At 57.3% G+C, this 21,844-nt stretch carries 21 protein-coding genes and 2 pseudogenes; 14 read left to right on the forward strand and 9 right to left on the reverse strand.

Features of this window, described 5'->3' with window-relative positions; translation table 11 throughout:
• Nucleotides 1-17 precede the first annotated feature (17 nt).
• Nucleotides 18-953 (reverse strand): Ppx/GppA phosphatase family protein, encoded by a 936-nt coding sequence (locus AC1RJ3_RS22505; protein ID WP_493080589.1) that lies wholly within the window; start codon nucleotides 951-953, stop codon nucleotides 18-20.
• A 335-nt stretch (nucleotides 954-1,288) separates the two neighbouring features.
• On the opposite strand from AC1RJ3_RS22505, the pseudogene AC1RJ3_RS22510 reads away from it, so the two are divergent.
• Nucleotides 1,289-1,907, forward strand: a pseudogene (locus AC1RJ3_RS22510) (LysE family translocator).
• A 76-nt stretch (nucleotides 1,908-1,983) separates the two neighbouring features.
• On the opposite strand, the gene AC1RJ3_RS22515 reads toward AC1RJ3_RS22510, so the two are convergent.
• A complete protein-coding gene (locus AC1RJ3_RS22515; RefSeq protein WP_347927200.1) occupies nucleotides 1,984-2,499 on the reverse strand; it encodes a DUF2938 domain-containing protein in 516 nt (171 codons plus the stop codon).
• Between the two features lie 78 nt (nucleotides 2,500-2,577).
• Between AC1RJ3_RS22515 and AC1RJ3_RS22520 the strand changes: the two genes are divergently transcribed.
• From AC1RJ3_RS22520 to AC1RJ3_RS22545, 6 genes are all read left to right on the forward strand, one after another.
• A complete protein-coding gene (locus AC1RJ3_RS22520) occupies nucleotides 2,578-3,018 on the forward strand; it encodes a helix-turn-helix domain-containing protein (protein ID WP_347927201.1) in 441 nt (146 codons plus the stop codon).
• Between the two features lie 130 nt (nucleotides 3,019-3,148).
• Nucleotides 3,149-3,550 (forward strand): GFA family protein, encoded by a 402-nt coding sequence (locus tag AC1RJ3_RS22525; RefSeq protein ID WP_103315945.1) that lies wholly within the window; start codon nucleotides 3,149-3,151, stop codon nucleotides 3,548-3,550.
• Nucleotides 3,551-3,676: 126 nt separating this feature from the next.
• Entirely contained in the window at nucleotides 3,677-4,291 is a 615-nt protein-coding gene (locus AC1RJ3_RS22530) for an alpha/beta fold hydrolase (RefSeq protein ID WP_493080592.1), read from the forward strand.
• 168 nt (nucleotides 4,292-4,459) lie between these two features.
• The gene (locus AC1RJ3_RS22535; protein WP_493080594.1) at nucleotides 4,460-5,131 is read left to right on the forward strand and encodes a hypothetical protein; all 672 of its coding nucleotides are present in this window, start codon (nucleotides 4,460-4,462) and stop codon (nucleotides 5,129-5,131) included.
• A gap of 14 nt (nucleotides 5,132-5,145) precedes the next feature.
• Nucleotides 5,146-5,832 carry a tetratricopeptide repeat protein gene (locus AC1RJ3_RS22540; RefSeq protein ID WP_347927204.1) on the forward strand — a complete coding sequence of 229 codons (687 nt, stop codon included), beginning with the start codon at nucleotides 5,146-5,148 and terminating at the stop codon, nucleotides 5,830-5,832.
• Nucleotides 5,833-6,286: 454 nt separating this feature from the next.
• Nucleotides 6,287-7,120, forward strand: a complete 834-nt coding sequence (locus tag AC1RJ3_RS22545) for a suppressor of fused domain protein (RefSeq protein ID WP_493080596.1) — start codon at nucleotides 6,287-6,289, stop codon at nucleotides 7,118-7,120.
• Nucleotides 7,121-7,235: 115 nt separating this feature from the next.
• Here the strand turns inward: AC1RJ3_RS22545 and AC1RJ3_RS22550 are convergent, their stop codons facing one another.
• A complete protein-coding gene (locus tag AC1RJ3_RS22550; protein WP_493080637.1) occupies nucleotides 7,236-8,762 on the reverse strand; it encodes an MFS transporter in 1,527 nt (508 codons plus the stop codon).
• Between the two features lie 192 nt (nucleotides 8,763-8,954).
• Here AC1RJ3_RS22550 and AC1RJ3_RS22555 point away from each other — a divergent pair, with 192 nt between their 5' ends.
• Nucleotides 8,955-9,815, forward strand: coding sequence for a LysR family transcriptional regulator (locus tag AC1RJ3_RS22555; RefSeq protein WP_493080598.1), 861 nt, complete (start codon nucleotides 8,955-8,957; stop codon nucleotides 9,813-9,815).
• Nucleotides 9,816-10,018: 203 nt separating this feature from the next.
• Here AC1RJ3_RS22555 and AC1RJ3_RS22560 read toward each other — a convergent pair whose 3' ends face one another.
• The 3 genes from AC1RJ3_RS22560 to AC1RJ3_RS22570 are packed head-to-tail and all read right to left on the reverse strand — an operon-like array spanning nucleotide 10,019 to nucleotide 14,224.
• Nucleotides 10,019-10,675, reverse strand: a complete 657-nt coding sequence (locus AC1RJ3_RS22560; protein WP_347927207.1) for a DUF1266 domain-containing protein — start codon at nucleotides 10,673-10,675, stop codon at nucleotides 10,019-10,021.
• Between the two features lie 10 nt (nucleotides 10,676-10,685).
• Nucleotides 10,686-11,906, reverse strand: a complete 1,221-nt coding sequence (locus tag AC1RJ3_RS22565; RefSeq protein WP_347927208.1) for a hypothetical protein — start codon at nucleotides 11,904-11,906, stop codon at nucleotides 10,686-10,688.
• Entirely contained in the window at nucleotides 11,897-14,224 is a 2,328-nt protein-coding gene (locus AC1RJ3_RS22570; RefSeq protein ID WP_493080600.1) for a hypothetical protein, read from the reverse strand. Before AC1RJ3_RS22570 ends, AC1RJ3_RS22565 begins: the two co-directional genes overlap by 10 nt.
• A 373-nt stretch (nucleotides 14,225-14,597) precedes the next feature.
• Here AC1RJ3_RS22570 and AC1RJ3_RS22575 point away from each other — a divergent pair, with 373 nt between their 5' ends.
• The gene (locus tag AC1RJ3_RS22575) at nucleotides 14,598-15,011 is read left to right on the forward strand and encodes a hypothetical protein (RefSeq protein WP_103315954.1); all 414 of its coding nucleotides are present in this window, start codon (nucleotides 14,598-14,600) and stop codon (nucleotides 15,009-15,011) included.
• A gap of 203 nt (nucleotides 15,012-15,214) precedes the next feature.
• Here the strand turns inward: AC1RJ3_RS22575 and AC1RJ3_RS22580 are convergent, their stop codons facing one another.
• Nucleotides 15,215-15,502 (reverse strand): barstar family protein, encoded by a 288-nt coding sequence (locus tag AC1RJ3_RS22580; RefSeq protein WP_347927210.1) that lies wholly within the window; start codon nucleotides 15,500-15,502, stop codon nucleotides 15,215-15,217.
• A 121-nt stretch (nucleotides 15,503-15,623) separates the two neighbouring features.
• Here AC1RJ3_RS22580 and AC1RJ3_RS22585 point away from each other — a divergent pair.
• The 3 genes and pseudogenes from AC1RJ3_RS22585 (at nucleotide 15,624) to AC1RJ3_RS22595 (ending at nucleotide 18,209) form a co-directional block, all read left to right on the forward strand.
• A pseudogene (locus tag AC1RJ3_RS22585) lies at nucleotides 15,624-17,060 on the forward strand (IS1182 family transposase).
• A gap of 266 nt (nucleotides 17,061-17,326) precedes the next feature.
• Nucleotides 17,327-17,749 (forward strand): hypothetical protein, encoded by a 423-nt coding sequence (locus AC1RJ3_RS22590; RefSeq protein WP_347927212.1) that lies wholly within the window; start codon nucleotides 17,327-17,329, stop codon nucleotides 17,747-17,749.
• 160 nt (nucleotides 17,750-17,909) lie between these two features.
• The gene (locus AC1RJ3_RS22595) at nucleotides 17,910-18,209 is read left to right on the forward strand and encodes a hypothetical protein (RefSeq protein ID WP_103315958.1); all 300 of its coding nucleotides are present in this window, start codon (nucleotides 17,910-17,912) and stop codon (nucleotides 18,207-18,209) included.
• Between the two features lie 41 nt (nucleotides 18,210-18,250).
• Here the strand turns inward: AC1RJ3_RS22595 and AC1RJ3_RS22600 are convergent, their stop codons facing one another.
• On the reverse strand, nucleotides 18,251-18,580 hold the full coding sequence (locus AC1RJ3_RS22600; protein WP_347927213.1) for a hypothetical protein: 330 nt from the start codon (nucleotides 18,578-18,580) through the stop codon (nucleotides 18,251-18,253).
• Between the two features lie 737 nt (nucleotides 18,581-19,317).
• Nucleotides 19,318-20,274 (reverse strand): threonine dehydratase, encoded by a 957-nt coding sequence (locus AC1RJ3_RS22605; RefSeq protein WP_493080603.1) that lies wholly within the window; start codon nucleotides 20,272-20,274, stop codon nucleotides 19,318-19,320.
• 96 nt (nucleotides 20,275-20,370) lie between these two features.
• Here AC1RJ3_RS22605 and AC1RJ3_RS22610 point away from each other — a divergent pair, with 96 nt between their 5' ends.
• Nucleotides 20,371-21,192: a helix-turn-helix transcriptional regulator gene (locus AC1RJ3_RS22610; RefSeq protein ID WP_493080639.1), complete on the forward strand. Its 822-nt coding sequence runs from the start codon at nucleotides 20,371-20,373 to the stop codon at nucleotides 21,190-21,192.
• 114 nt (nucleotides 21,193-21,306) lie between these two features.
• Nucleotides 21,307-21,789: a GNAT family N-acetyltransferase gene (locus tag AC1RJ3_RS22615; protein WP_493080605.1), complete on the forward strand. Its 483-nt coding sequence runs from the start codon at nucleotides 21,307-21,309 to the stop codon at nucleotides 21,787-21,789.
• Nucleotides 21,790-21,844: the final 55 nt, after the last annotated feature.

The raw sequence follows: 21,844 nt of genomic DNA on the forward strand, positions 1-21,844 counted from the left end.
GTCGGCTTCGGTTTCCGCTAGTGTTTACACATCAGGCCATGAAGAACGCCGAACCTTAAGCCTGGTTCGGACGGAGTCATATGCGGGATACCAAATACCTTGAACGCCGCCAGCATCAGCACCAGGCCTCCGGGCAAGATGCCGAGGCGATGAGTTGGCAAGCCCGCTAATTTGAGACGTTTCACATGCCCCGCTTCCAGCAGACGCAATGACAGACGCAACAGACCGCCGTAGGTGATACCGCTTTGGCCGTAGTCGTTCAATCCATTGGCCTTGAGCACTTTGGCCAGCATCCTTGCGGTACCTGAAGAGCCGATAGTCTGCTGCCAACCGAGTGCACGATAACGACGTGCAACTTTTTCAAACTGTAGGGTGGCCACCCGCTCAGCCTCGAGGAGCGCCTGAGCCGTGATACCACCGCCCTGAAAGTAACGTGCACCAAAGGTACCGCTGCCAATGGCAATGCTCTCGGTCAACAGGGGGTAAGCACCTTGCCCCAGAATCAATTCAGTGGAACCACCGCCGATGTCCACGACCAGCCGCATACTCTCTGTACCCGGTATCGTGTGGGCAACCCCGGCGTACACCAGTTGGGCCTCTTCATGCCCGGAGATGACATCAATACGAAAACCTAAATGCCGCTCCGCACTGCCCAGAAACAATTGAGCATTATCAGCTTCGCGGACGGCACTGGTCGCCACCGCACGTACACGACCGGCCTCAAAGCCGCGTAACTTTTTGCCAAATCGCGCGAGTGCCTGCCATCCCCGATCCAGCGCCAGCTCGTTCAGCGACCCGCCCTGAAATCCCTCCGCCAAGCGGACAGGCTCACGCAGCGTTTTCACTTCCTGGATAACGAATTGCCGGTTCCGTTTGACCGACTGGCCAATCATCATGCGGAACGCATTGGAACCCAGGTCAATGGCCGCAAACAGGGAGGCGTCTCCTTTCATACGGGTATTCCTCGCAAATTCATCAGCCACCAGGCGGAGCACTGCTGAGCGCTCAAGACGGTTTGCGAGGATCTTGCCATCGATTCGATGACGCCAAGATGACACCCACTCTCCATTTTCAATGCAACAGGCACCAGACCTCCCGGCACACCCGTCCTGACACCGCCTAGCCGCCTCCGAAAGGCTGGGTTGTCTGGATGGACGCAGGGTGCATCAAATTTCGCAGCCATGCAGAAGCCGAAGCGTTCGTAAAAAGACCGGAAGATCGTGTAGTCGCAGAAGACAACCCGCCATGTGCTAACGTTCGCGCGTCATCACTTTAAAGTCATACGCCGATGTCTATTGCAGATAATCTCCTCGCCTTTACCTTCGCAGCCACTCTGCTAACGCTGACGCCCGGCCTCGATACCGCTCTGGTTTTGAGAACCGCAACGGTGGAAGGCAAGCAACAGGCGTTTCGCGCTGCGCTCGGTATCAATGCTGGCTGCTTACTGTGGGGCGCCGCTGTCGCCTTTGGCCTGGGTGCTCTGATTGCGGTATCGGAGCTGGCGTACAGTCTGTTGAAATACTGCGGCGCCGCTTATCTGGCATGGCTCGGATTGAACATGTTGCTGCGCCCGCGTAGCTCACTGTCGCCCGTCGAAGATGACGGCAAGCCAAATGCAAACTGGTTCCTGAAGGGCATGATGGGGAACGTCCTCAATCCCAAAATCGGCATTTTCTACGTCTCTTTTCTCCCTCAATTTATCCCCCACGGGCACAGCCTGGTTGCCTGGACATTTGGTTTGGTCAGCATTCACGTGGTGCTGGGTTTGATGTGGTCTTCGACGTTGATTGGCGCTACTCAATCCCTTGCCGGCGTTCTGCGGCGTGAGAAAGTGATCAAGTGGATGGATCACACCAGGCATGGTCTTTGTGCTGTTCGCAGCTGGTCTGGCCTTTAGCAAGCGCTGATGGCGACATCCCCACCTGGCCGTGATTAACCTCCGGGCGACAGCGCGCTGAGAGCCCACCGCGATCCCACAGGCGCTCACCTTAGGCAGAGCGGCGCAGGAAAGAGGAGCATCAATAGCCACCCCGCCCCAAAGAGCCCGATTCCGAACGTCAGATGCGCAATGACACTTCTGCACCTTGCCATGTTCGGTGCCGCTGCCCTCGAAGCCGCGATGCCAAAACCGAACGCGGGCTGCATGATGAAGAAAGGTGCAATCACACTGATCAAGCCCGTCACCAGCGCGGGCATCAGAGAGGGATTGCAGATCCAGGCAAGCCCTTGGGCACCGTAGAGCATCATCGCAAAGACACAGCCAGTGATGTAGTGGAACACCCAGCCAACCAGGCGTTCATTCTGGACACGGGGCGCAGTCACAATCGAGGCGTGACGAAACCGCCCTTGTAACATGTGGCCCAACCAACGACCGACGAGCCCATAGTCAGGCGACGCCAAGCCAAATACCCGCTTTTGAATAAAAGCCGATACGTCCATGATCAGCGTGGCCCCCATTCCAACAAACAGAATGCGCAGTACTGTCTCACCTACTTCCATGATATTTCCCCTGCCTTCAGCCTGTCTTGGCGGTTTGATTCCGGTAGTCTGCAAGTTCAAGTCGACTTGAGGTCAAGCATGAAAGAGATGGATATCGGTGAAGTGGCACGTCGTTCCGGTTTGCCCTCTTCAACCCTGCGCTACTACGAAGAAAAAGGTCTTATCCGCTCGATAGGTCGTCGTGGCCTGAGCCGCGTATTTCGTGCAGATGTACTCCAGCGACTGTCATTGATCGCGCTCGGGCAATCTGCGGTGTTTTCATTGGACGATATCGCCGCCATGCTGGACGCGGACGGTCAGCCTGCCATTGATCACAAGAGGCTTGCAGAGAAGGCTGATGAACTGGACCGCACCATCGAGCGCCTCAGTGCCATACGTGACGAGCTTCGTCGTGCTGCGTCCTGTCCTGCTCCCCGTCATATCGAATGCCCGATGTTTCAGAAAATGCTGAACGCTATTGGGTCAGGGAATCTCAAGAGAAAAACAGGCAAAGGCAGTCTCCGCAGACATGGATCGTGAGACGGTCGCATGCCCACTTGGGTCGATGGCTGCCCCTCATGACCGGTTGAATCCACAGCCAAAAGCAGTCAGTCGACTGTCTTGACTGAGATGGATAAGCTGGCGTGTTTTCACGTGCAGGGTTGGGTGCATGACAGAGGTATACCAAGGAAGCTGCCTATGTGCAGCAGTCAGTTACGAGCTACTCACGCCACCAAAAGCAGTGAGTCATTGTCATTGCAGCCAGTGTCGCAAAGGTCACGGGGCAGCATTCGCTTCGTACGGCAGCGTTCCCCGCAACGCGCTACGGATACTTGGTGGCGCCACCAGCATCAAAACCTATACGTCCTCAGCGACGGTGTTACGCGAGTTCTGCGCGCACTGTGGTTCGACGTTGTTCTGGTCACGATTTCAAGGCGAATTTGCCGACTGGGTTTCGATAGCACTGGGCACGCTCGACACGCCCTTCTTGCCTCAAAAGCAAAAACACCTTCATGTCGACTCCGCAGTCGATTGGTACACGCCATCCAAATGTTGTCCCCAGGTCGACTGACTGCTTCGGGTCGCGAGCCGACCCTTCACTACCGGCGGCTCTCGCTCCGAAGTGGTCATCGAACCTTGCGGCATCCATTTTGCCCTCTTGCTGACTCTTTCAATCCCACCTTCAAGGACCGAATTTGTGATCGCATCCCCCGCCAAACTCCTCTTCCTGCCCGGAGCCTCAGGTAACACCCGGTTTTGGTGCCCGGTTGCTGAGCGCCTGGCCCACCCGGAGCAGCAGGTCCATATCGGCTGGCCCGGCTTTGGAGACACTCCGCCCTTGCCCAGCGTAACCGGTATGGATGATCTGGTGACTCGCGTGCTGGCCGAAATCGACCGGCCCACAGCGCTGGTGGCGCAATCCATGGGCGGCATAGTCGCGGTGCTTGCAGCGCTTGAACGCCCTGAGTTGATCACGCACCTGATACTGACCGTCACCTCTGGTGGGGTGGATATGTCTGCTCTGAACGCGCATGACTGGCGCCCGGATTTTGCTGCCGACAACCCGACACTGCCGAGGTGGTTTCTCGACGACCGCACCGACCTCACGCTCCGGCTGGTCGAGTTGCGCATGCCAGTCCTGCTCCTCTGGGGAGATTCTGATCCGATCAGCCCCGTTACCGTCGGCCAGCGCCTTGCTCAACTGTTACCCCGCGCGGAACTACACGTTTTCCCTGGCGCCGATCACAGTCTGGGCTTTACTCACGCGGCCGAGGTGGCGAGCTTGATCGAGAAACATCTGGCTTGCTGGTGAGCGGAGCACTTGTTGCCAACGAGGAGGAGTCCATATACGGACGTTCGATCCATGCCTGCTTTCAGCCAAAAAAAAAAATAGAAGCTGGCCTTCTCCCGCAGGCCCGTATTGCTCAAGTTCCCGGCTCACCAGCCGACAGCCTTCGTTCCCACTTCACGGATGATTTTAATGTCCCGCTCTCTTTTTTTCGGCGTTGCTTTGCTCGCCGTCAGCGCCGCCTGCACTGCCCAAGCCCAGACCGTCACCACGCCCGAACAACTGCTGACCGAATTCTCTCGTTGCGACGCGCATTTCTTCGAGAGCCTGCGCGATGCCCGCCTGCCAGCAGGTACCTTGCGCCTGAGTGACTACGGCTCGGTCAAGGCACCGACCATCATGAGTCCGCTGCAGGAAGGTGGCACTTACCAACACTTCGAAACGCCCCTGATCGTTAACGGCGTGCGTATGGTCGGTTATTACAACCAGGCCGAAACCATCAAGAACGTCGGCAATTTTCTGTTCTGGGGTTTCGTAGCCGATGGCTTGCCGCAAGAGGTGGCCGCAAAACTCAAGCCGCTGATCGTCGACAACGCACGCTTTGTCAGTCAGGGCAAAGCCATTACCCGCGCCGAAATTCGCCGCATCGGTGACCCGATCGGTCAATGGCGCACCGAAGGACTGACCGGCCCCGGCGTCGCCACGCCGTTTGGTTTCGTAGACCGCGTGCTGATCGTCGACACGGGCGACACGACACCGCCGCTCGCGGGACACACCACCGTGTTCTGCTCGCTACAAGGCACCGTGACCGCGCCGCTCTTGCAGGTCTATCGCCCTGACCTCAACGCTCATCTGCTCGACTGACAAGGATGCTTATCATGAATACTCGCTGGCCCGCACTGATCGCCTGCTCCGTCATCCTCACAGGTTGTGCAGGGATGCAGAACCCGCAAAAAGCCAACCTTGTCCACTGCACTAATCAGTTTAAAGCGTCCAAAGCCGAAAACTACTCTCTGGCGCTGCAGGAAGGTGATCTATGCCTGCAGAAAAATACGCTGCCCGCCTCGCTGCAAAGCTTGATTTACGCGGTGCAGGCCGACGCCTACAGCAACCTCAAGCACTTTCCCGAAGCCGTGGCCGCCAAGGAAAAATCCATGCAACTGGCGGTCAAGCCTGATCCGCGCGCCAACCTGGACTTGAGCGCCATGTATCGCGACGCTGGCAACCCGAAAAAAGCTCTTGAACTCGTGCAGTACAACCTTGACAACGGGATGGGAGAAGCCGGAAAGGGTTCCGGCTTCCACATGCCGACCTACTATCATCTGGGCCTCGCGCTGACAGACCTGGGTCAGTACCGAGAGGCCGCTGAAGCGTTCAGCACCGGCCTTCAGCGCCAGCCGGACTATGCCTGGGCCTATTACGCGCGCGCGATCGCGTACGACCATTTGGGAAACAAGGACGACGCCAAGGCCGACTTCATGAAGTTCTCGCAGATCGCCAACAAGAAGTACGTGCTGGAGGAGCACAAGGCCAAGCTCGCCGAGTACAGGATTTCCATGCCGTAGCAGGAGAGCCGGCTTAGTGACGAATGCGGTGGGTCAGCGAGCGCGGAGTGACCGCTTGCCTCGCATCTCAGACGAGTGAACGATCACCTCTGCTCCACCCCCGGGCGACGAAAAGAACCAAATGTGTCGGGGCCCCTTATAGCCCCGACGTCACTAAATCTACAGACTCGATCGCTGCTCATGGCAGCTTTCTGTATCAATCCTAACGCGAGGGAACGACTACTACTGACCGGTTTATGCCCATCGCGAAGGGCAGATAACGGCCAGAAGCTGCCGTTGAGCGTCTACGAAACCAACGGTGACTCACAACTTTGCACCATGGCGATGCAGGAGCGGAATGTGCTTTTGCGTTTTCATATCGAAGCCAATACGCCAGAATGCGTTCAACGCCTGCCATCAGATCAGCGAGAGCTGACACTTGTGGGGCTGAGCCGATAGCCAGCAAGGAACGCACATGAATTTCTTCAAGAAACTTCTCATTTCATTGAAAACTCCTTTGACCCAAGACGTCCAACCTACACCGCAACCCCTCGAATTGCGCGAGCCTGTTACTCCCGGCAGCTTGACTGAGGCTGAAGTGGTAAATCAGGCAGCCCGACAAGCTAGCGAAGCGTGCCTGGATCGTCATTGGGGATCCGTCGGCACAGTCGAGCGGGATGTTCTTTCCTATATCATTAGTCCGAGCTTTTCGGGTGGTCCTTACTGGCCCTCGACCCGTCAGGCTTACCGAGTGGTCCGCCGTGGCGACTCAGTTATCATCGCCACCGAAGGCCTGTCAGATCCATTCGATGACGCTGAAGGGATGGGCAATGGTTTCGAGATGGAGTTGTTCATAGAAACAGCAGATATACCCGAGCACGCCCGTGGCCCCTTGGGTGAGGTCGATCCTTTCAAGCGCAGTTGGGCATTCGAGCTGGTGGAACACGTTGCCAAAACGGTGGCAGATGCTGGAGGAATCACCCACCGTCTCGAGCAGTACGGTGCGCTATCTCTTGAAATTCCCGGGTTCAGCCTGTCGCACCACATGAGTGATCAACTCCCCAGACTCTTCGTGACCGATGACGACTCTACCGGCGTCTTGCTGGGAGCCCCTGAACCGGATTTCCCTACCCAACTGGATGACATGCCTTTATCCCCGGTCAGATTGGTTCCAGTGGTATTGATCACAGCGTCGGAGCTTGAATACGTCCGTTCTGGCGGGCGAGAGGCACGCGAGGATCTGGTGGTCCGTTTGAAGGCTGCGGGCGTCGGACATATGAGCAGCCTTCATCGTGCTAGCGTTGTGTGACACCGGGCGGCTCTCAACCGGTAGCTGACCGAGGCGAACGGCTGTTTTAAGTCTAATGTCAGCTTTGGTTTTTTTGCCAGTCGCGACCGGCTGAAAGCAGCCCTTCGGATGACAGTCACCGCTGAAAATGAACGGCTTTACTCGAACGAAAGACCAAGCAGCTCGCTGCCACCAGCACCCATGCCGCAACCCCGCCATAGAGCATCACCCAGCCAAACCCATGCGCCAACGCTGCGTTGGCGACATCGACCGGAATCGTGGTTCCCTGGCCAGTCTGCGCCAACACGGTAGAGTTGCCGGCTGAAATATTTTCCGCCAGCAACCTCAGTTGAACATCATCGGACAAGCCAGATAACTGGTTGCGTAGAGAAGACAAAATACCTTCCACCAAGATGAATCCCATCAGCGCGATATTGATTGCAAGGCTGATCATACGAGCGCTGATATCGATGCCCGATGCCATGCCGGCGCGCTCATTAGGCACCGATCCGGTGGTGGTATTGGTAACAGGTGTATTGGTCAGCCCCAGCCCGATCCCGGCGATCAGGCAGCCCGGAAGCATCGTCAGCCAGCTGGCATGCGCGACACTGCTGCCCCATTTCATCAGCAAGAATCCCAAACCTATGGTGAACAAGCCTGCGGGAATCACCACGTCAGGTCGATAGCGCAGCGCCAGCCGCTCGCTCAACGGGGGGACAACCAGCGTCGGCAGCGTATAGGCCAGCAGTGCCAGACCAGTGCCCACACTGGCGTAGCCCAGGCCATTTTGAAAGTACAGAGGCAGGTAGATCATGAATGGCCAGAAGCTGAAGTTCATGGCCGCCGCCCCCAGCAATGCACCCGAGAAGCGGCGAATGCGGAACACTGAGAAGTCGAACATCGGATCGACATTGCGTCGCTGTGCGACGACAAAGACGATGAAGCTGACCATTGCCACAACCAGACTGGCGATCGCCGAGCCACTGGAGAACCCCACCCCCGCTCCCTGAGTGATGAACCAGGAAAGGCCCAGCACCGCCAGCGACAGTGAAATAATACCCAACACATCAAGCCGGCGACGCTGCGGATCGCGTGATTCATCGACACCGGCGATCACCAGCACCAGCGCGAGCACGGCAATTGGCGCATGCACCAGGAACACCCATTCCCAACTCGACAACGCTACGATAGCTGCGCCAATAATCGGACCGAACCCCAAACCGATGCCAAACACGATCCCCCACGCACTGAAAGCTTTGCCGCGCGCAGCTCCCGACTGGAATCGGTGAGACAGCACTGCCACCTGACAGATCAGCATGGCACCACCGGACATACCTTGCAGGCATCGACTGGCGATCAACACACCGGGGCTGGGCGCCCATCCACAACCCAGAGAGGTAATGCCGAAAAGCACCAGGCTAATGACAAACACTCGCTTGCGCCCATACCGATCCGCCAGTATGCCGGTGGCCATTAGTACCGTGGTGCAGGCGATGGTGTAGGCATTCATGATCCACTGTATATCTTTGAAATCGCTGCCCAGAACCGATTCAAGAGTGGGCAGGATTGCCGGCACGCTCGAGATTTCCAGGCCGAACATCAATGAGGCCAAGCAAACGGCGGCTAGTGTGAAAACATCTTTTTGCGAAGAAGTGAACGGCATCATGATCTTCCAGATCAAGTTGATGGGTGCTGGCAAGACCACCCCGAACACCATCAGGGAAGAGACGCGATAGCCTTGCCAGGGTCACCCGGTACAAGTCCAGGTGACCGGACGCATTCTGGAAGCAATTAAAAAATGACAGAAATGATTTAATTTCGTAAGTTTTATTAATATCTATCATGAGTCGACTTAATGGACTTCGACCCAACTCTGTTGCGTGCCTTTGTTGCGATCAAGGAGGCCGGTAGTTTCACTCGTGCCGCAGAGCGGCTGCACTTGAGCCAGTCGGCGATCAGTCATCAGATCCGGCGTTTGGAAGAACAAGCCGGTACCACGCTACTGATGCGCACCACCCGACGTTTGACGCTTACAGAAGATGGCGAAGATTTTCTGCGCCATGCCGAAAACGTCCTCAGAGCGCAAAACGCCCTCTCCCGGCGTTTCAAAAAATCATCGGTATCCGGGGCTGTGCGCTTCGGTGTGCCAGAAAACTTTATCGGCGATGGTCTACCGCCGTTGCTGACTCGGTTCGCCAGACAATTTCCCGCAGTACGCCTGGATGTAACCGTCGGCACCTACCTCGATCTGCGCGCGCTGGTCGATGTCGATGGGCTCGATCTGGCCGTGATCCTGGCATTGCCGGGAAGTCAGGCCGACGGTACCGTGCTGCGTGAAACCCGGTTTGTGTGGGCGGCGGCGCAGAGTTTCGACTTCACCGGCGATGCCCCTTTGCCGCTGGCGTTTGCACCAGCGCCCTGCTTGCACCGCCAGGTGGCCGTAGAGGCATTGGAGCATTCCACTGTAGATTGGAGAGTCGCCTTTACCTCCCCCAGTCAACAAGGACTGCGAGCGGCGGTATTGGCAGGGCTTGCCGTCACCGCTCTACCGCTGGGTGATCTGGAGCCTGGTATGGTGGTGATTGACGGTCAGCATGGCCTGCCACCGCTGCTGGCTGCAGATTTCAGACTGATTTGGAGTGTCACAGGAAAGACACCTGCGGCCGACGCATTTGGGCACCTGCTGGTGGAGATGTCTGAGTCGTCATCGATCTAGAACCAGCTGACTCGATTGGCATTGCAGTGATAAGCATCTGATAAGGAGACAGACTTATTGATCTGCCATCAGCCTCGACGCTTGATGCGCGCCGCAACACTGACACTGCCCTGCTCGGCGGCGATGAAATACTCCAACTGGCGGAAGGTGAAGCCGATCATCGCAATGCCCCCTCTCGGATACTTGAACCAACAGCTGCGCCGCTACCCCGCCAGAGCCGGGTTCAACGCCGCTGGCGTACGCCAGGGTATATCGGCCCAGGCACCGCCGCCGGGCGCCAGCAACTGGTGCAGATGCTGCTCGTGGAACGCTTCGCCCAGCGAGTCGACGCGAAACGCCGCAACCCACTGCTCGCGCCCCAGCTTATAGGCTTTGCCGAAATCTTCCCAACCGTCGAAACAGTCCTGCGCCCGCTGCGCATTGAGCAGCAGCACACGCCAGGCGAGATCGGGCTCGAGCCAACGCATCAGCAACGCACAACGGACCAGAAACGCCACCCGCGCGCAGGCAAAGGCCATGGCCGCACGCGGCTCATCGCCGGCCGTCAGCGCCTGCAGGTCGAGGCTGTACCATTGCTGTTCGAGGGTCGCACTGAAGTGCGCCCGCACCGCCTCGTCATTGCAATTGCTGCGTACCCCCGCCTGGTGCAGCAACGCTGCGCGCATGATCGTCTGCGCTTGCTCGGTGAAGTGATCGCACGCCGGCGAGTAGAAGCCCTCGACTTCCATCGCATCGGCCATGGGCCTGGCCAGCAGCAGCGACCAGTGCTTGCGCTGGCTGAACAACGGCGTGGCGCCGCGTGGTCTGAATGCTCGCCACAGCAACCAGGCTGAAACAACAACTGCGATAAACAAAGACATGCCGTTCTCCTTACCTTGCCCGGGCCTGCCAGGCCTGGATTTCCTCGGCCTGGGGCGAGGTCATGTCAGGCCACGGCACACCTTCGGTCAGGTACAGCGGGTCATTAGGCTGACGCTCAATGCGTTTACTGAAAATATGCCGGGTGGCGTACTTGACCGACACCGCTTGCGGGGCAACCTGCAAGAACTGCTGCGGCTGACGCCCGGCCACCAGCCATTCGACCATGGCCGAAGGCGCATCGAGGCGCTCGTACAGTTGCGGATAACGGGCCACCAGGCGAGTCTGGGCGGTCGGGTCGCTGACCTCTTCGATGCGCAGCCAGCCGGCTTCGGTGCGCACGATGCCGATGGCGATGCAGTCGGCGGGCGTCTGCTGGTCGGTGCCCAGGGCATTCAGGCACTGCAGCAGGTCCTGGTAATAGCGCTCGACCGGCGGCCGGTTCTGCTTGCCCTTGACCTGCTCGACGGTCAAGGTGCCGTCGGCCTGGACGATCAGGCTGATGGTGATGTGTGGCTGGCCCTGGCCATCGCGAAAACTGAACACGCGCATGCGCCGCTGCTCCACCGCTTCGGCATAGCGCTCGCCGTAGCCGCCGGTCAAGGCGCGGCGATCGGCGAACTGGCCCAGGCAGTGGCGCATCACGTAGCTTTCAAAGGCCATTTCCGCGCGCAGCAAAGAACTCTCGGGGCGCAGCTCCTGCAATACGTGCTCAGCGGTGGTCACCCGCGTGAGCAAGGCCTCGGGCTGGCTCTGGCGCCAGCCCTGCTCGACCCGCGCAGTCATCTGCACGTGTTCCTTTTGCCACAGCGCCAGCGCCTGCGGGCAGTTGATACGGTCGAGCTTGCCGGCCAGCGCCGTGCCCTGACGCGAGGTCAGGAACTCCACCAGCAAGGCCTCCTGGGCCAGCAGTGGCGCCTGCTGCGGATCGACCCAGACCAGCGGCGCAAGCGCCTGCTGCGAATCTTTGCCAGCGTCGCTTAAATGCCTGGCCACCCATGACGGCGGCTCGGTTCCCAGTGCCTCGACAGCCTGCTCCAGGGTCAGGATCCGCCGCGCAGGCTCGAAGTTGCCGACCAGATGACGGTAGAAATGGTTGAGCAACCATTTGCCCACCTCTGGCGCATCACCGCGGGCCTTGCTGCGCTCGGCAATGCCACGCTTGAGTTGATCGGCATTGAGCGCGTTGCGCGGGGCGTAACCGGATTGTCGCAGCTCTGGTGTCACTTCCATATCTGCCACCAGGCCTTGCCGGCCGGTTTTTCCGAAGCCTGCAGCTCGGCGATGCTCTGGCGGAAGATTTCATTGTTGCTCTGGTCAACGTCGTTGTTCGGATCACTGCGCAGGATGGAACGCTGGTAATAGGCCAGGGCCTCTTCCTTGCGCCCGAGGCCCTTGAGCACATCGCCGGCGCAGCCCAGCAGGGAGGATTCGTCGCGTTCGTCGATGTGCGGCGCGTAACGCAGCCACAGGCTGGTGGCCGCCTCCGGCAGGCTGTACGACAGGTACATGGCAACTTTTATCCGTGCGAACAGCGGCGAGTATTTCAGCTCCTTGTCGCTGATTCCGCGCTCTTCCTGCCATTTGAGAATACGCTCCAGCCAGATCAGAATCTCGCGTTCGCGGTCCAGGCGGTACAGGGCGCGGGCGACGTCCTGCAGGTATTCTTCCGGGTCGTGGCGGCTGTAGCCATAGTCGGCTGCGTAGTGCCAGAGCTGTTCGGCGGCTTCGGCGATGCCCGGGTTATCCTCCAACAGAATGCGGTTTTGGAGGATGCCCTGATAATGTTCTGCGAACGAGCTGGCGGCGATACCGCGGGTATGCAACTCAAGGGCCTGTTCATACAGGCGCTGGTCGTTGTAGCAGCGGTAGTTGATCGCCAGGTTGTTGCACAGCATCGAGTACAGGTGCGCGCAGGCATCGAAGCGGTGTCCGCGGCCGCTGGCGAAGCATTGCTCCATACGGGCCTGGCCGTGTTCGTAGGCAACTTTTTGTACTTCGCGCAGCAACGACCAGGCCCGATCTGTCTCCTCGCTCGAGAGCTTCTCGACTTGCGCTTCGACCAGGTCTTCGATGGCATTCGCAAACTGGTAGTAGTACATGCCACTGGCCATTGGCGGCAAAGGTTGGCGCAGGGCATCGATAATGCCGAACACACTGGCATGGGCGCTGACCAGGCTGTAGGCGCTGCGGTTGTCCTGCATATCGCCGGCCGGGACGGCCTCGCGCAGCATCGTCAGTTCGGTGTTGACGTCGATGCGCCCGGCCTGGCGTTCACGCACCGCCATCAGGCGGCTGATCCACGGGTGGTTCGGCGCGCGGCGCCGAGCTTCTGCAAGGGCCTGGGCGAAGACGTTGTCGATTTGCTCAAGGTCATCGCGCGCAGCATGCAGTGCATCGAGCAGCGGACCCTGGGACGGCGTCGACTCGTCACGCCACGGCAGGCCGGAAATGAACCGCTCCAGCACCGCTTGATCGTCACAGGCACGCATCACGCACAACGGCCACCACGCGGACTGGTCCTCGGCATCGAGCAGGCGATCGTGTACCCAGTAGGCCGTGCCCGGCCACATTTCGTCGCGCACTTCATAGATTTCCATGAACGCACGTTGCCCGGCCTCGTCGATCTGGCCGTTCTCAAGCAGCCAGGGCAAATGGAAATCAACGAAGTTGTCACCGCCGCCGGACTCCAGGCTCAGGGTCGCCACTTCACAGATTTTCAATGCGCCGGCCAGGTCGCCCTGGGCCTTCAGTGAACGGGCGGCCAGACGCGCCAGGCGTACTTCCCATTCCCGGCGCCGGGGCAGCGACAATTCGGCGATCAACCGCACCACAGGTTGCTCGAACATCGCCAGGCGCAACGGCACGATTTCGATCAGCGCATCGCCCAGCCACAGCCAGTCGTTACCGTCGACATCCTGATCTTCGCCGGCGTTGCGCAACGCGGCAATTGCCGCCAGCGCGGCTTCGCGAGCCTCTTCGTCACGTTCATGGGCGGCCAGCACCCGGGCCCGGCGCCGGTGTTGATCGGCATCGTCCCAGGCCCGCAGGGCGTGACGGCCGGGGTTGATCAGGGCCAGGGTGCGACGCACCTCGATAACCTTGAGGGCGACGTCGAGGGTGGTGTGCTGCAGATCGTCGAAAATGCGGTAGCGCCGGTACTGCTCGATGTCGAACGTCAGCGGCTCGTTGGTCAATTGCTGCAGGGTGTCGAGCACCTGCAGCAGGCCCTGCTCGTCTTTGAGGTAGTTGCCCAGCCGCAGTTGGCAGATCAGCAGGTTGACCTTGAGTTCGTTGCGCGCGCCGTCAGGCGTAGCCTCGATCAGTGCCTGGCCGTCGTCGGCCAGTACCGCCTTGGCTGCGTCAGCATCACCGGCGTTGACCCACAGCACGTGCAGACGGTCGATCGACTCCAGCGAGGCCGCCTTGAGCGGCTGGGCGCGCAGCTGGCCCAACAGGTAGTCGGCACCGTGTTCCTGATGCTCGACCTCAAGACGGTCCATGAATTGATCCAGCTGGATGCCGGACAGCACGGTGCTGTTTTGCGTCATTGTGAACTCCATTTGCGAATGACTGTGCATCGCCCGATGCGTCCTGCGCAGCGCCTTTGAGTGGGGCAGCGGGTATCCGCGTGCGTCTGCCTTGGACTGGCAACGATGACGAAAGGGATCGGGCAATACAGCGAGGTGCTGCACGCTACCAGTTGGCATTTGAAAATCCAAGAGCGTGCGGGGGGCGGAGTCAGTGATTAACGTGCAAACAGCGGATCGACACTGTGAATCGCCCCTGGATTGGCAGGCACCTTCGAAGGGCTGCTTCTGGCTGTGGATTCAACCGGTGGTGGCAGGCAGCAATCGGCCAGAGGCGGTCATTTCGACGATGCAGTACGATGCTCGCCCACCGATAGATCATTAGGGCTAACCCATGCAGTTCCATGGCTTTGCGTTCGGACATATCGAGGTTGAGATTCACGACCGTGCGTACGATCTGCATAACTTCTACCAAGCCAGCGCCATCAATTACGACATCGTGGATCGGTCGCTTGTGCTTAGTTTTACTCGACGGACTGAAGCTTGGGTGCCGATCGAAGAAGCAAACAAGATTACTATCAGCTTCCATGAGGTCGACTACTTTTCAGCGAGTGGCCGGGACGAAAACCCAGTTGACGAAGGCGGTGGTGTTATTCATTCGATTGGAGCGGTGGAGTCCTACGCCGAGACACAAGCCTTCTACCTCACGGATAACATCCAACCAGATCATCACCTTGTCATGTGCTTCGAGTCTGGTTTGATATTACGAGTACAGGCCGCTGAAGCACGGTGCGAAATCGTTTTCTGAGCGGTATAAAACTATGGTCCAAGACGTCTGTTTTGAGTCGTTTGCTGCCCTTCGTGACAGGCAGCAACCGGCCCATAGTGTGTAAAAACAGATCAGCCAACGGCACTCAACCAAGGATCTCGTTGCTGGATCTGCTAAAAGTTTCCCTGACTGAAGCTGGCGTTTTTAAGTGGCCCCGGCCGAAGGTAGACTTGAAAAATCGTTTAGTCGAACTCCACATCTGATGCGAGTTCCGGATACTCAACCTTCATGTCTGCAAGGCATTTTTGCATGAGCTTCGCATCCCTCGGCAAACGTCTGGATAAAGTATCCCACCCTGAAATTTTCAGTTGCGCGGGCATTTGCACAAGTCCTGTAATTGCGTCCCAGAAAGCATCCCAATTACAGCCGTACCAGCCGGGGAATCCGAGCGCAACCCTCAAGGTGGAATGGAGTTCATCGGAACTCGCCACCCCACTTAAGTCAATCTTTACAACCTGTAAGCGGGTCATCGTCAGCACCTCAAAAATTGTTCACCGGTGAGAGGGGTAACTGAAGTCTGCTTCTGCCATGGAGCCTATACCTCCGCGCACCTTTGCTATGATTTCCGAGGGAGTAACTCAGGGATCGTCAATGAAGCGCTTCATCCAAGGCGAACATCGCGGCCAAAGCACCTTGCTTCCCGAGAGCCTTGACGACTACGTCAGCGATACCAATGCGGTGCGCGTAGTTGACGTTTTCGTCGATGAACTCAACCTGGTCAAGCTGGGTTTTGACGGTGTCATACCGGCAGATATGGGCCGGCCAGCTTATCATCCCGCGATCCTGCTGAAGATTTACATCTACGGCTATCTCAACCGCATTCAATCGAGCAGGCGCCTTGAGCGAGAGACGCAGCGCAATGTCGAATTGATGTGGCTGACCGGGCGATTGACGCCGGATTTCAAGACCATCGCCAACTTCCGAAAAGACAACAGCAAGGCCATCCGAGGAGCCTGCCGCCAGTTCGTTGTGCTCTGTCAGCAGTTGGGACTTTTCGGAGAAAATCTGGTCGCCATTGACGGCAGTAAATTCAAAGCCGTCAACAACCGCGACCGCAATTTCACCAGCGCCAAACTGAAGCGGCGAATGGAAGAAATTGAATCGAGCATCAACCGTTACCTGACTGCACTCGATGCTGCCGACCGGCAAGAGCCAGCAGCTTCCGAGCCTAGCGCCGTGCGGCTCGAAGAGAAAATCGCCAAGCTCAAAACTCAAATGAAAGAGCTTCAAGCGATCGAAATCCAGCTCAATGAATCGCCGGATAAACAGGCCTCACTGACCGATCCAGACAGCCGCTCCATAATGACGCGCGGCACAGAAATCGTCGGCTACAACGTGCAGACAGCTGTCGATATTCAGCACCATTTGATCGTTGCACATGAGGTGACCAACGTCGGTTCCGACCGCGACCAACTCAGTTCAATGGCCAGGCAGGCCCGCGAGGCGATAGCGTCAGATACGTTGTCGGTAGTGGCTGACCGAGGTTACTTCAAAAGCGAACAAATCCTGGCTTGTCACGATGCAGGCATCACAGCCTACGTGCCCAAGCCGATGACCTCTGGAGCCAAGGCTGACGGGCGTTTCAATAACGATGCCTTCATCTATGACGCGGACGCGGCAAAAAATGAATACATTTGCCCGGCTGGAGAGGCGCTGATCTGGCACTATTCCTACGTTGAAAAAGGCCTGAAGTTGCACCGTTACTGGAGTTCGAAATGCCAGGGCTGCGCGCTGAAAGCTCAGTTCACGCCGAGCACGGAGCGACGAATTCGACGCTGGGAACATGAAGCCATACTGGAGGAAATGCAGCTTTGACTGAGCAAGTCCCCGGAGATGATGCGAGTCCGAAAACGGACGGTTGAGCATCCCTTCGGGACGCTCAAACAACGGATGGGTACGACGCACTTCCTGACGCGGAAGCTGGCCGGGGTGAGTGCAGAGATGAGCTTGAATGTGCTCGCCTACAACCTGAAACGGGTCATGAAAATCATCGGTGCCAACGGTTTGATGAAAGCGCTGCTGGCCTAAAAAAGGCTGATTTTTGCTCATCCAAAAGACGGTAAAAACGGTAAAAACGGTAAAAACGGCGTTGACGTGTTCCAGGTCGCGACTGATGCGACACGCAGCATTTGCCTTGTGATCGTTCCGCCAAGAATGTTAATGATCCAAGATGATGAAGCTATGAGCGTTTTTACACACTCAGGGCCGGTAGTGGCCTGTCATGAAGCGTTGCCATCGGCAGAAGCTGCTGGGCGACTTCCCTTAAATAAGCACTAACTAAGGTGGACATCGCAATGAAGAGCTGGATAGCTAATACGAAAATTAATGCACTGTTAGAGGCTAACGCTCAAAAATTTGATGGCGTGAAGGTTAGACGGACCCTTATAGAGTACTGCTGTAGGTATCAAGAGATTTATCCTTTTGAAACTCTGGAAGAGCCACTTGAGTTTTTGACAAATGACGTAAATCCGGGTTGTAAATATAGGGAGATGCGAGCACTGCTTAGGATTGCTGCTGAAGAATACTGCTTTAGTTTAAACGAGATAGCTGATGCTCTTCTTGAGCTGATAGACACGCGAGCCCTTACTACGGACCAAGCAAAGAAAATTATCAACCACGTTTTCGAAGCATTTTCCTGCAATGAAAGCCCTGAAGATTTCATCCCAAGAGAGGATGCTTACTTGTGTAAAAATCTATTTGCGATTACCTCCAGCTAGTAAATGGTTCAAACCGCTCGCCTTGCTCACTAGGACGGGCCCGATTGGCAGTGATTAGATACTCGTTTCTGGCCAGTTTTAGGCCTTTGGTGACCGGCCGCTTCTGGCCGTACAGCGGACGCATAGAAGGCCTCTACACATCATCAATACGAGTGACGTCATGCCAAAACCCACGAGTTACCTATTTGCTTATGTTCGCAAAGTGAGCGAGGGCCGGCCAGATGTAACCGCTATCGTACTGTTTGGTTTACAGGCGGAAGGCGGTGATCCGGTATATCTGGAAATTCGCTTTCGGGATTATGAAAAAATGCAGATTGAAGGTGATCACTTGATGCTCGGATTAGAAGAAGCATTGGAAAGCGCCGAATTGGAGTATGGAATTTTGCCCAATGATTGGCGAGCAATGAGCGAAGCGGAGATTCAGCGGATTCCATTCAGCGTCGGCGGAACGAGCAGTTAGCGAGTTGTCCGATTTTGGCCGATAACAGCCAGACATAGGATTCAGCTCCCTGATTTTTTCCGACCAACAAGCCTACGTGCCCTATGACGGCGAGACTGGGACAACGTTTTGTCCTCGGCGCAATGCGCCAAGAGCGCAGTCAGCTCAACGTCTATAGGAAAACCATCCTCAAGCCATTTAAGCGCCAGCCCCGACCAATATTCGGAATGCGACGTCAAGGCTGTGATTACCAGCGGCTGCAACACTATATCGGCAGGCAGTGTATATTTTTCGCTAAGGGCTCTTACCGCATCTGGCAAATCGAGTGCAGCTGTTTCGAAAGGTTTCTCAAGCAGTGGCAACAACCAGACATAGCTGAATTCTTCGTTCATCTTCTCCCCCCGATTGTAATGGCGACGTTCCGTATTCCAGGAGGCAGCTCTCGACCCAAAGTGGTCTTTATTTATCGTCCGTTTTTAGCCGTCTTCCACCTGTCACCAAGAGCAAAAATCGACCCGCAGAAAACAGTCAACACCCATGGACGTGTTAGCTGGGTACGCCGAAAAACTGCTAAAAAAGGCTAAAGATTTATTTTTCGTCGAGTTGAGAATCCAGGCGTCCATGGCCGTGGTAATTCATGAAGTCCCGCATGGTCGGTGAAAGCTTTTCTTGTGAAGCAATCCGCCAGAACTTTCTTTCCCCCAGAACCGGCCGTAACCGTTTGATTAGTTCCTGCGCCGTATTGTGTTTGCCAGTACGCAACCAGTACCTGAATAAGTACTCGTTTTCCTGCCTCGGTAGCTGTGCCGCTTGGAGTAGTTTGAGCGAGTATCGGTAGTTCAGTTGCCATAGTCGCTTTAGAAAATCGAGTCTCTCAGCGATTGGAAGACTCAATAGCCATTGCCTCACATGCCTATCCGCCTGAGCAATACCAGATCGCGATGCCACTTGCTCCGGGGTGAAACGAGAGTCGTCCATGGTGTACAAGGCCGAATGGTCTAAGGAAAGATCTCATTCTGTCCTAAGCACAGGAGTAACGGGCAGCTTTATTTCACGTCAATGTCTGCTCTTGCCGATGACAGTCAGGCAGAAATCGGCCAGAAGCGGTCATCTACCCCATCGACTTACTTCACGCAATCACTCTCGCATACACCGATCGGTCCACATTCCCACCGGACAGAATCACCCCCACCCTCCTTCCAACCATTGCTTCACGCTCTTGAATCAGCGCCGCAAGGGCCGCCGCACCCGCCCCTTCAGCAAGATTGTGGGTATCGGTGTAATACACGCACATGGCCTCGGCAATCTGCGCCTCACTGACCGATACGATTCGCTGCGCACCTTGCGCGTAGATGGCAAAGGCTTCTGGAATTGGCTTACGCACGGCAAGGCCGTCAGCAAAGGTATTCGCCGAGGCGGTTTCGCATAGTGCTCCTGCGTCAAACGACAACTTTGCGGCCTCGGCATTGGTGGAAACCACGCCCACCACCCGGGTGTTCAGGCCAAGTGCGTCGCGGGCGGCGATCACCCCACAAATCCCCGAGCCACAGCCAATCGGCACGTAGACCGTATCCAGATCCGGCGCAGCCTTGAACAGCTCCAGCGCGTAAGTGGCCACGCCTTTGACCAACTCGGCATGGAACGGCGGAACCAGATAGAGGCCATGCGCTTGCGCCAGGCGCGCGGCCTCTTCACGGGCTTCATCGAAATCGCGACCACACTCGACCACTTCACCGCCAAAGGCGCGCATGGCATTGTTCTTTTCTACCGAGTTACCCTCCGGCACTACAATCAGCGCCTTCAAACCCAGCGCGCCGGCTGCCAGCGCCAGGCTCTGGCCATGGTTGCCGCGAGTGGCGGCGACAATACCCTTGATGCCCGGGTGCTCGCGCTTTAGCCAGTGCATAAAGGTAATGCCGCCACGCACCTTGAAAGCACCTGTCGGTGTGTGGTTTTCGTGCTTGACCCAAACGGTGCAACCCAAGCGCTCGGCCAACAACGGCCAAGGGTATTGAGCGGTAGCGGGCATGACCTGGTACACGTGCTGAGCAGCGTGTTCGATATCGTCGCGAGTCAGTCTGTTCATGAGTCGTCTCCCTGAGGTTTTGCCCAGTCTAGATACGGGCGCATCACGCAGGCTTTCAAAAAACTGACCTGACTTTTGCGCCCCCGCTTCACTACTATGGTGTTCATGAACCATCGAAGCCGCCTTCAGCCAACGCCCCGCCCCGAACCGGTCCGCCGAGTCGAGGCAGGGCCATGGACGATTGAATTGCTACCCGGCGCCGCCTACGCGACCCGGTATGTGGCGCCCCAGGCAGCGATTGGCTTTGCCTTCGACAGCCAGCGAGGCCTTCACGCCATTGGCAGCGACCGAGTGCTGCCCTTCGATGCCATGCCCAACGGTCTGGCGTTCGTCCCCGCCGGCTGTGACGTGCTGTCCGAGTCCCCCATGGGCGGTGAATACCTGCGGGTAATGCGCACTGACGGTAATGCGTTGGTCGGGGAAAGTGCATTCAACAATCGCATTGATCAGCAGGCCATTACCCTCGCCCTGCGAATGCGCGGCGCGTTGTTGCAAGCCTCAGTGGAGGACGATTGGGAGGCCTGGGCACTCGCATTGGCTGAACGGGCGACGGGCGATCAAACATTTTCGGCTCTACCCCAAGGCTCTATCACCGGCAGCCGGATGCGTCTGCTCGACGAGTTCATTGACGCTGGCCTCGACGGGCCGCTGGGCATACCGGCAATGGCGGGCTTACTTGGATTATCCGAAGGCTATTTCATGCGGGCGTTCAAGAACGCGACGGGCAAGAGCCCGCACAGTTACCTGATCGACCGACGTCTTGCCAAGGCCCGCGCACTGATACGCGATTCGACAGCAAGCCTGGCAGAGATCGCCCACACCTGCGGTTTTAACTCCCAGGCGCACATGGCAACCACGTTCAGGCAACGCCTTGGATTAAGTCCGGTACAGCTGCGTGGATATGTGCGGTCGTGTTAGTGCAGGTGTTGGGCAAATATCAGCCAAAAGCAGCCATTGGAATATCCTCCCGACCATGAGACAACGACCGGGAGCCCTGCGAACCACCTACCCAATCAAGGAGAGTTGCACATCATGGACGAAGCCATTACTTACCGAACCGCAACGGTAGAAGACGCACTTAGCATGTGTGAGTTGGGACAATTGCTTAACGCGGTGCACCACGCTGCCCGTCCCGATATTTACGCGGCTGCCACCCAAGACTTTTCGCGCGACCTTCCTCACTGGTCAGGCCTTTTCGAGAAACCGGGTCAGGTTGTATTCATCGCGAATGTCGGTCACCAGACTGCAGCCTTCATTACTGTCAGCCTGTCGGCAAGTTCTGGGCCGCTGATGCAACCGCTGAATGTTGTTCGCATCGGATCGGTATGTGTTGCCGAGCAATTTTGGGGGAAAGGTATTGGACGTGGGCTTATTCAACTCGTTAAAAACTGGGCAATCGAACATGACGCTCAGGACTTGAGGTTGTCTGTCTGGCCGTTCAATGCACGTGCGGCTCACATGTACACAGAGTTCGGGTTTGAGACGCGTGCTTTCGAGATGGGAATGCGTCTGTAAAGGCGATCACCCTAAAGGTGAAAAGAGGTTCAAGGGACCTCTGCGGAGTCATTCG

The sequence above is a fragment of the Pseudomonas sp. GW822-FHT04C11 genome (assembly GCF_058800905.1).

Coding starts and splice junctions, on each gene's coding strand:
- AC1RJ3_RS22540 (WP_347927204.1), top strand. CDS start 5,146: ATGAATACTCGCTGGCCCGCACTGATCGCCTGCTCCGTCATCCTCACA.
- AC1RJ3_RS22545 (WP_493080596.1), top strand. CDS start 6,287: ATGAATTTCTTCAAGAAACTTCTCATTTCATTGAAAACTCCTTTGACC.
- AC1RJ3_RS22610 (WP_493080639.1), top strand. CDS start 20,371: ATGGTGTTCATGAACCATCGAAGCCGCCTTCAGCCAACGCCCCGCCCC.
- AC1RJ3_RS22525 (WP_103315945.1), top strand. CDS start 3,149: ATGACAGAGGTATACCAAGGAAGCTGCCTATGTGCAGCAGTCAGTTAC.
- AC1RJ3_RS22515 (WP_347927200.1), bottom strand. CDS start 2,499: ATGGAAGTAGGTGAGACAGTACTGCGCATTCTGTTTGTTGGAATGGGG.
- AC1RJ3_RS22595 (WP_103315958.1), top strand. CDS start 17,910: ATGCCAAAACCCACGAGTTACCTATTTGCTTATGTTCGCAAAGTGAGC.
- AC1RJ3_RS22535 (WP_493080594.1), top strand. CDS start 4,460: ATGTCCCGCTCTCTTTTTTTCGGCGTTGCTTTGCTCGCCGTCAGCGCC.
- AC1RJ3_RS22565 (WP_347927208.1), bottom strand. CDS start 11,906: ATGGAAGTGACACCAGAGCTGCGACAATCCGGTTACGCCCCGCGCAAC.
- AC1RJ3_RS22550 (WP_493080637.1), bottom strand. CDS start 8,762: ATGCCGTTCACTTCTTCGCAAAAAGATGTTTTCACACTAGCCGCCGTT.
- AC1RJ3_RS22560 (WP_347927207.1), bottom strand. CDS start 10,675: ATGTCTTTGTTTATCGCAGTTGTTGTTTCAGCCTGGTTGCTGTGGCGA.
- AC1RJ3_RS22555 (WP_493080598.1), top strand. CDS start 8,955: ATGGACTTCGACCCAACTCTGTTGCGTGCCTTTGTTGCGATCAAGGAG.
- AC1RJ3_RS22570 (WP_493080600.1), bottom strand. CDS start 14,224: ATGACGCAAAACAGCACCGTGCTGTCCGGCATCCAGCTGGATCAATTC.
- AC1RJ3_RS22505 (WP_493080589.1), bottom strand. CDS start 953: ATGAAAGGAGACGCCTCCCTGTTTGCGGCCATTGACCTGGGTTCCAAT.
- AC1RJ3_RS22580 (WP_347927210.1), bottom strand. CDS start 15,502: ATGACCCGCTTACAGGTTGTAAAGATTGACTTAAGTGGGGTGGCGAGT.
- AC1RJ3_RS22605 (WP_493080603.1), bottom strand. CDS start 20,274: ATGAACAGACTGACTCGCGACGATATCGAACACGCTGCTCAGCACGTG.
- AC1RJ3_RS22600 (WP_347927213.1), bottom strand. CDS start 18,580: ATGAACGAAGAATTCAGCTATGTCTGGTTGTTGCCACTGCTTGAGAAA.
- AC1RJ3_RS22590 (WP_347927212.1), top strand. CDS start 17,327: ATGAAGAGCTGGATAGCTAATACGAAAATTAATGCACTGTTAGAGGCT.
- AC1RJ3_RS22520 (WP_347927201.1), top strand. CDS start 2,578: ATGAAAGAGATGGATATCGGTGAAGTGGCACGTCGTTCCGGTTTGCCC.
- AC1RJ3_RS22575 (WP_103315954.1), top strand. CDS start 14,598: ATGCAGTTCCATGGCTTTGCGTTCGGACATATCGAGGTTGAGATTCAC.
- AC1RJ3_RS22615 (WP_493080605.1), top strand. CDS start 21,307: ATGGACGAAGCCATTACTTACCGAACCGCAACGGTAGAAGACGCACTT.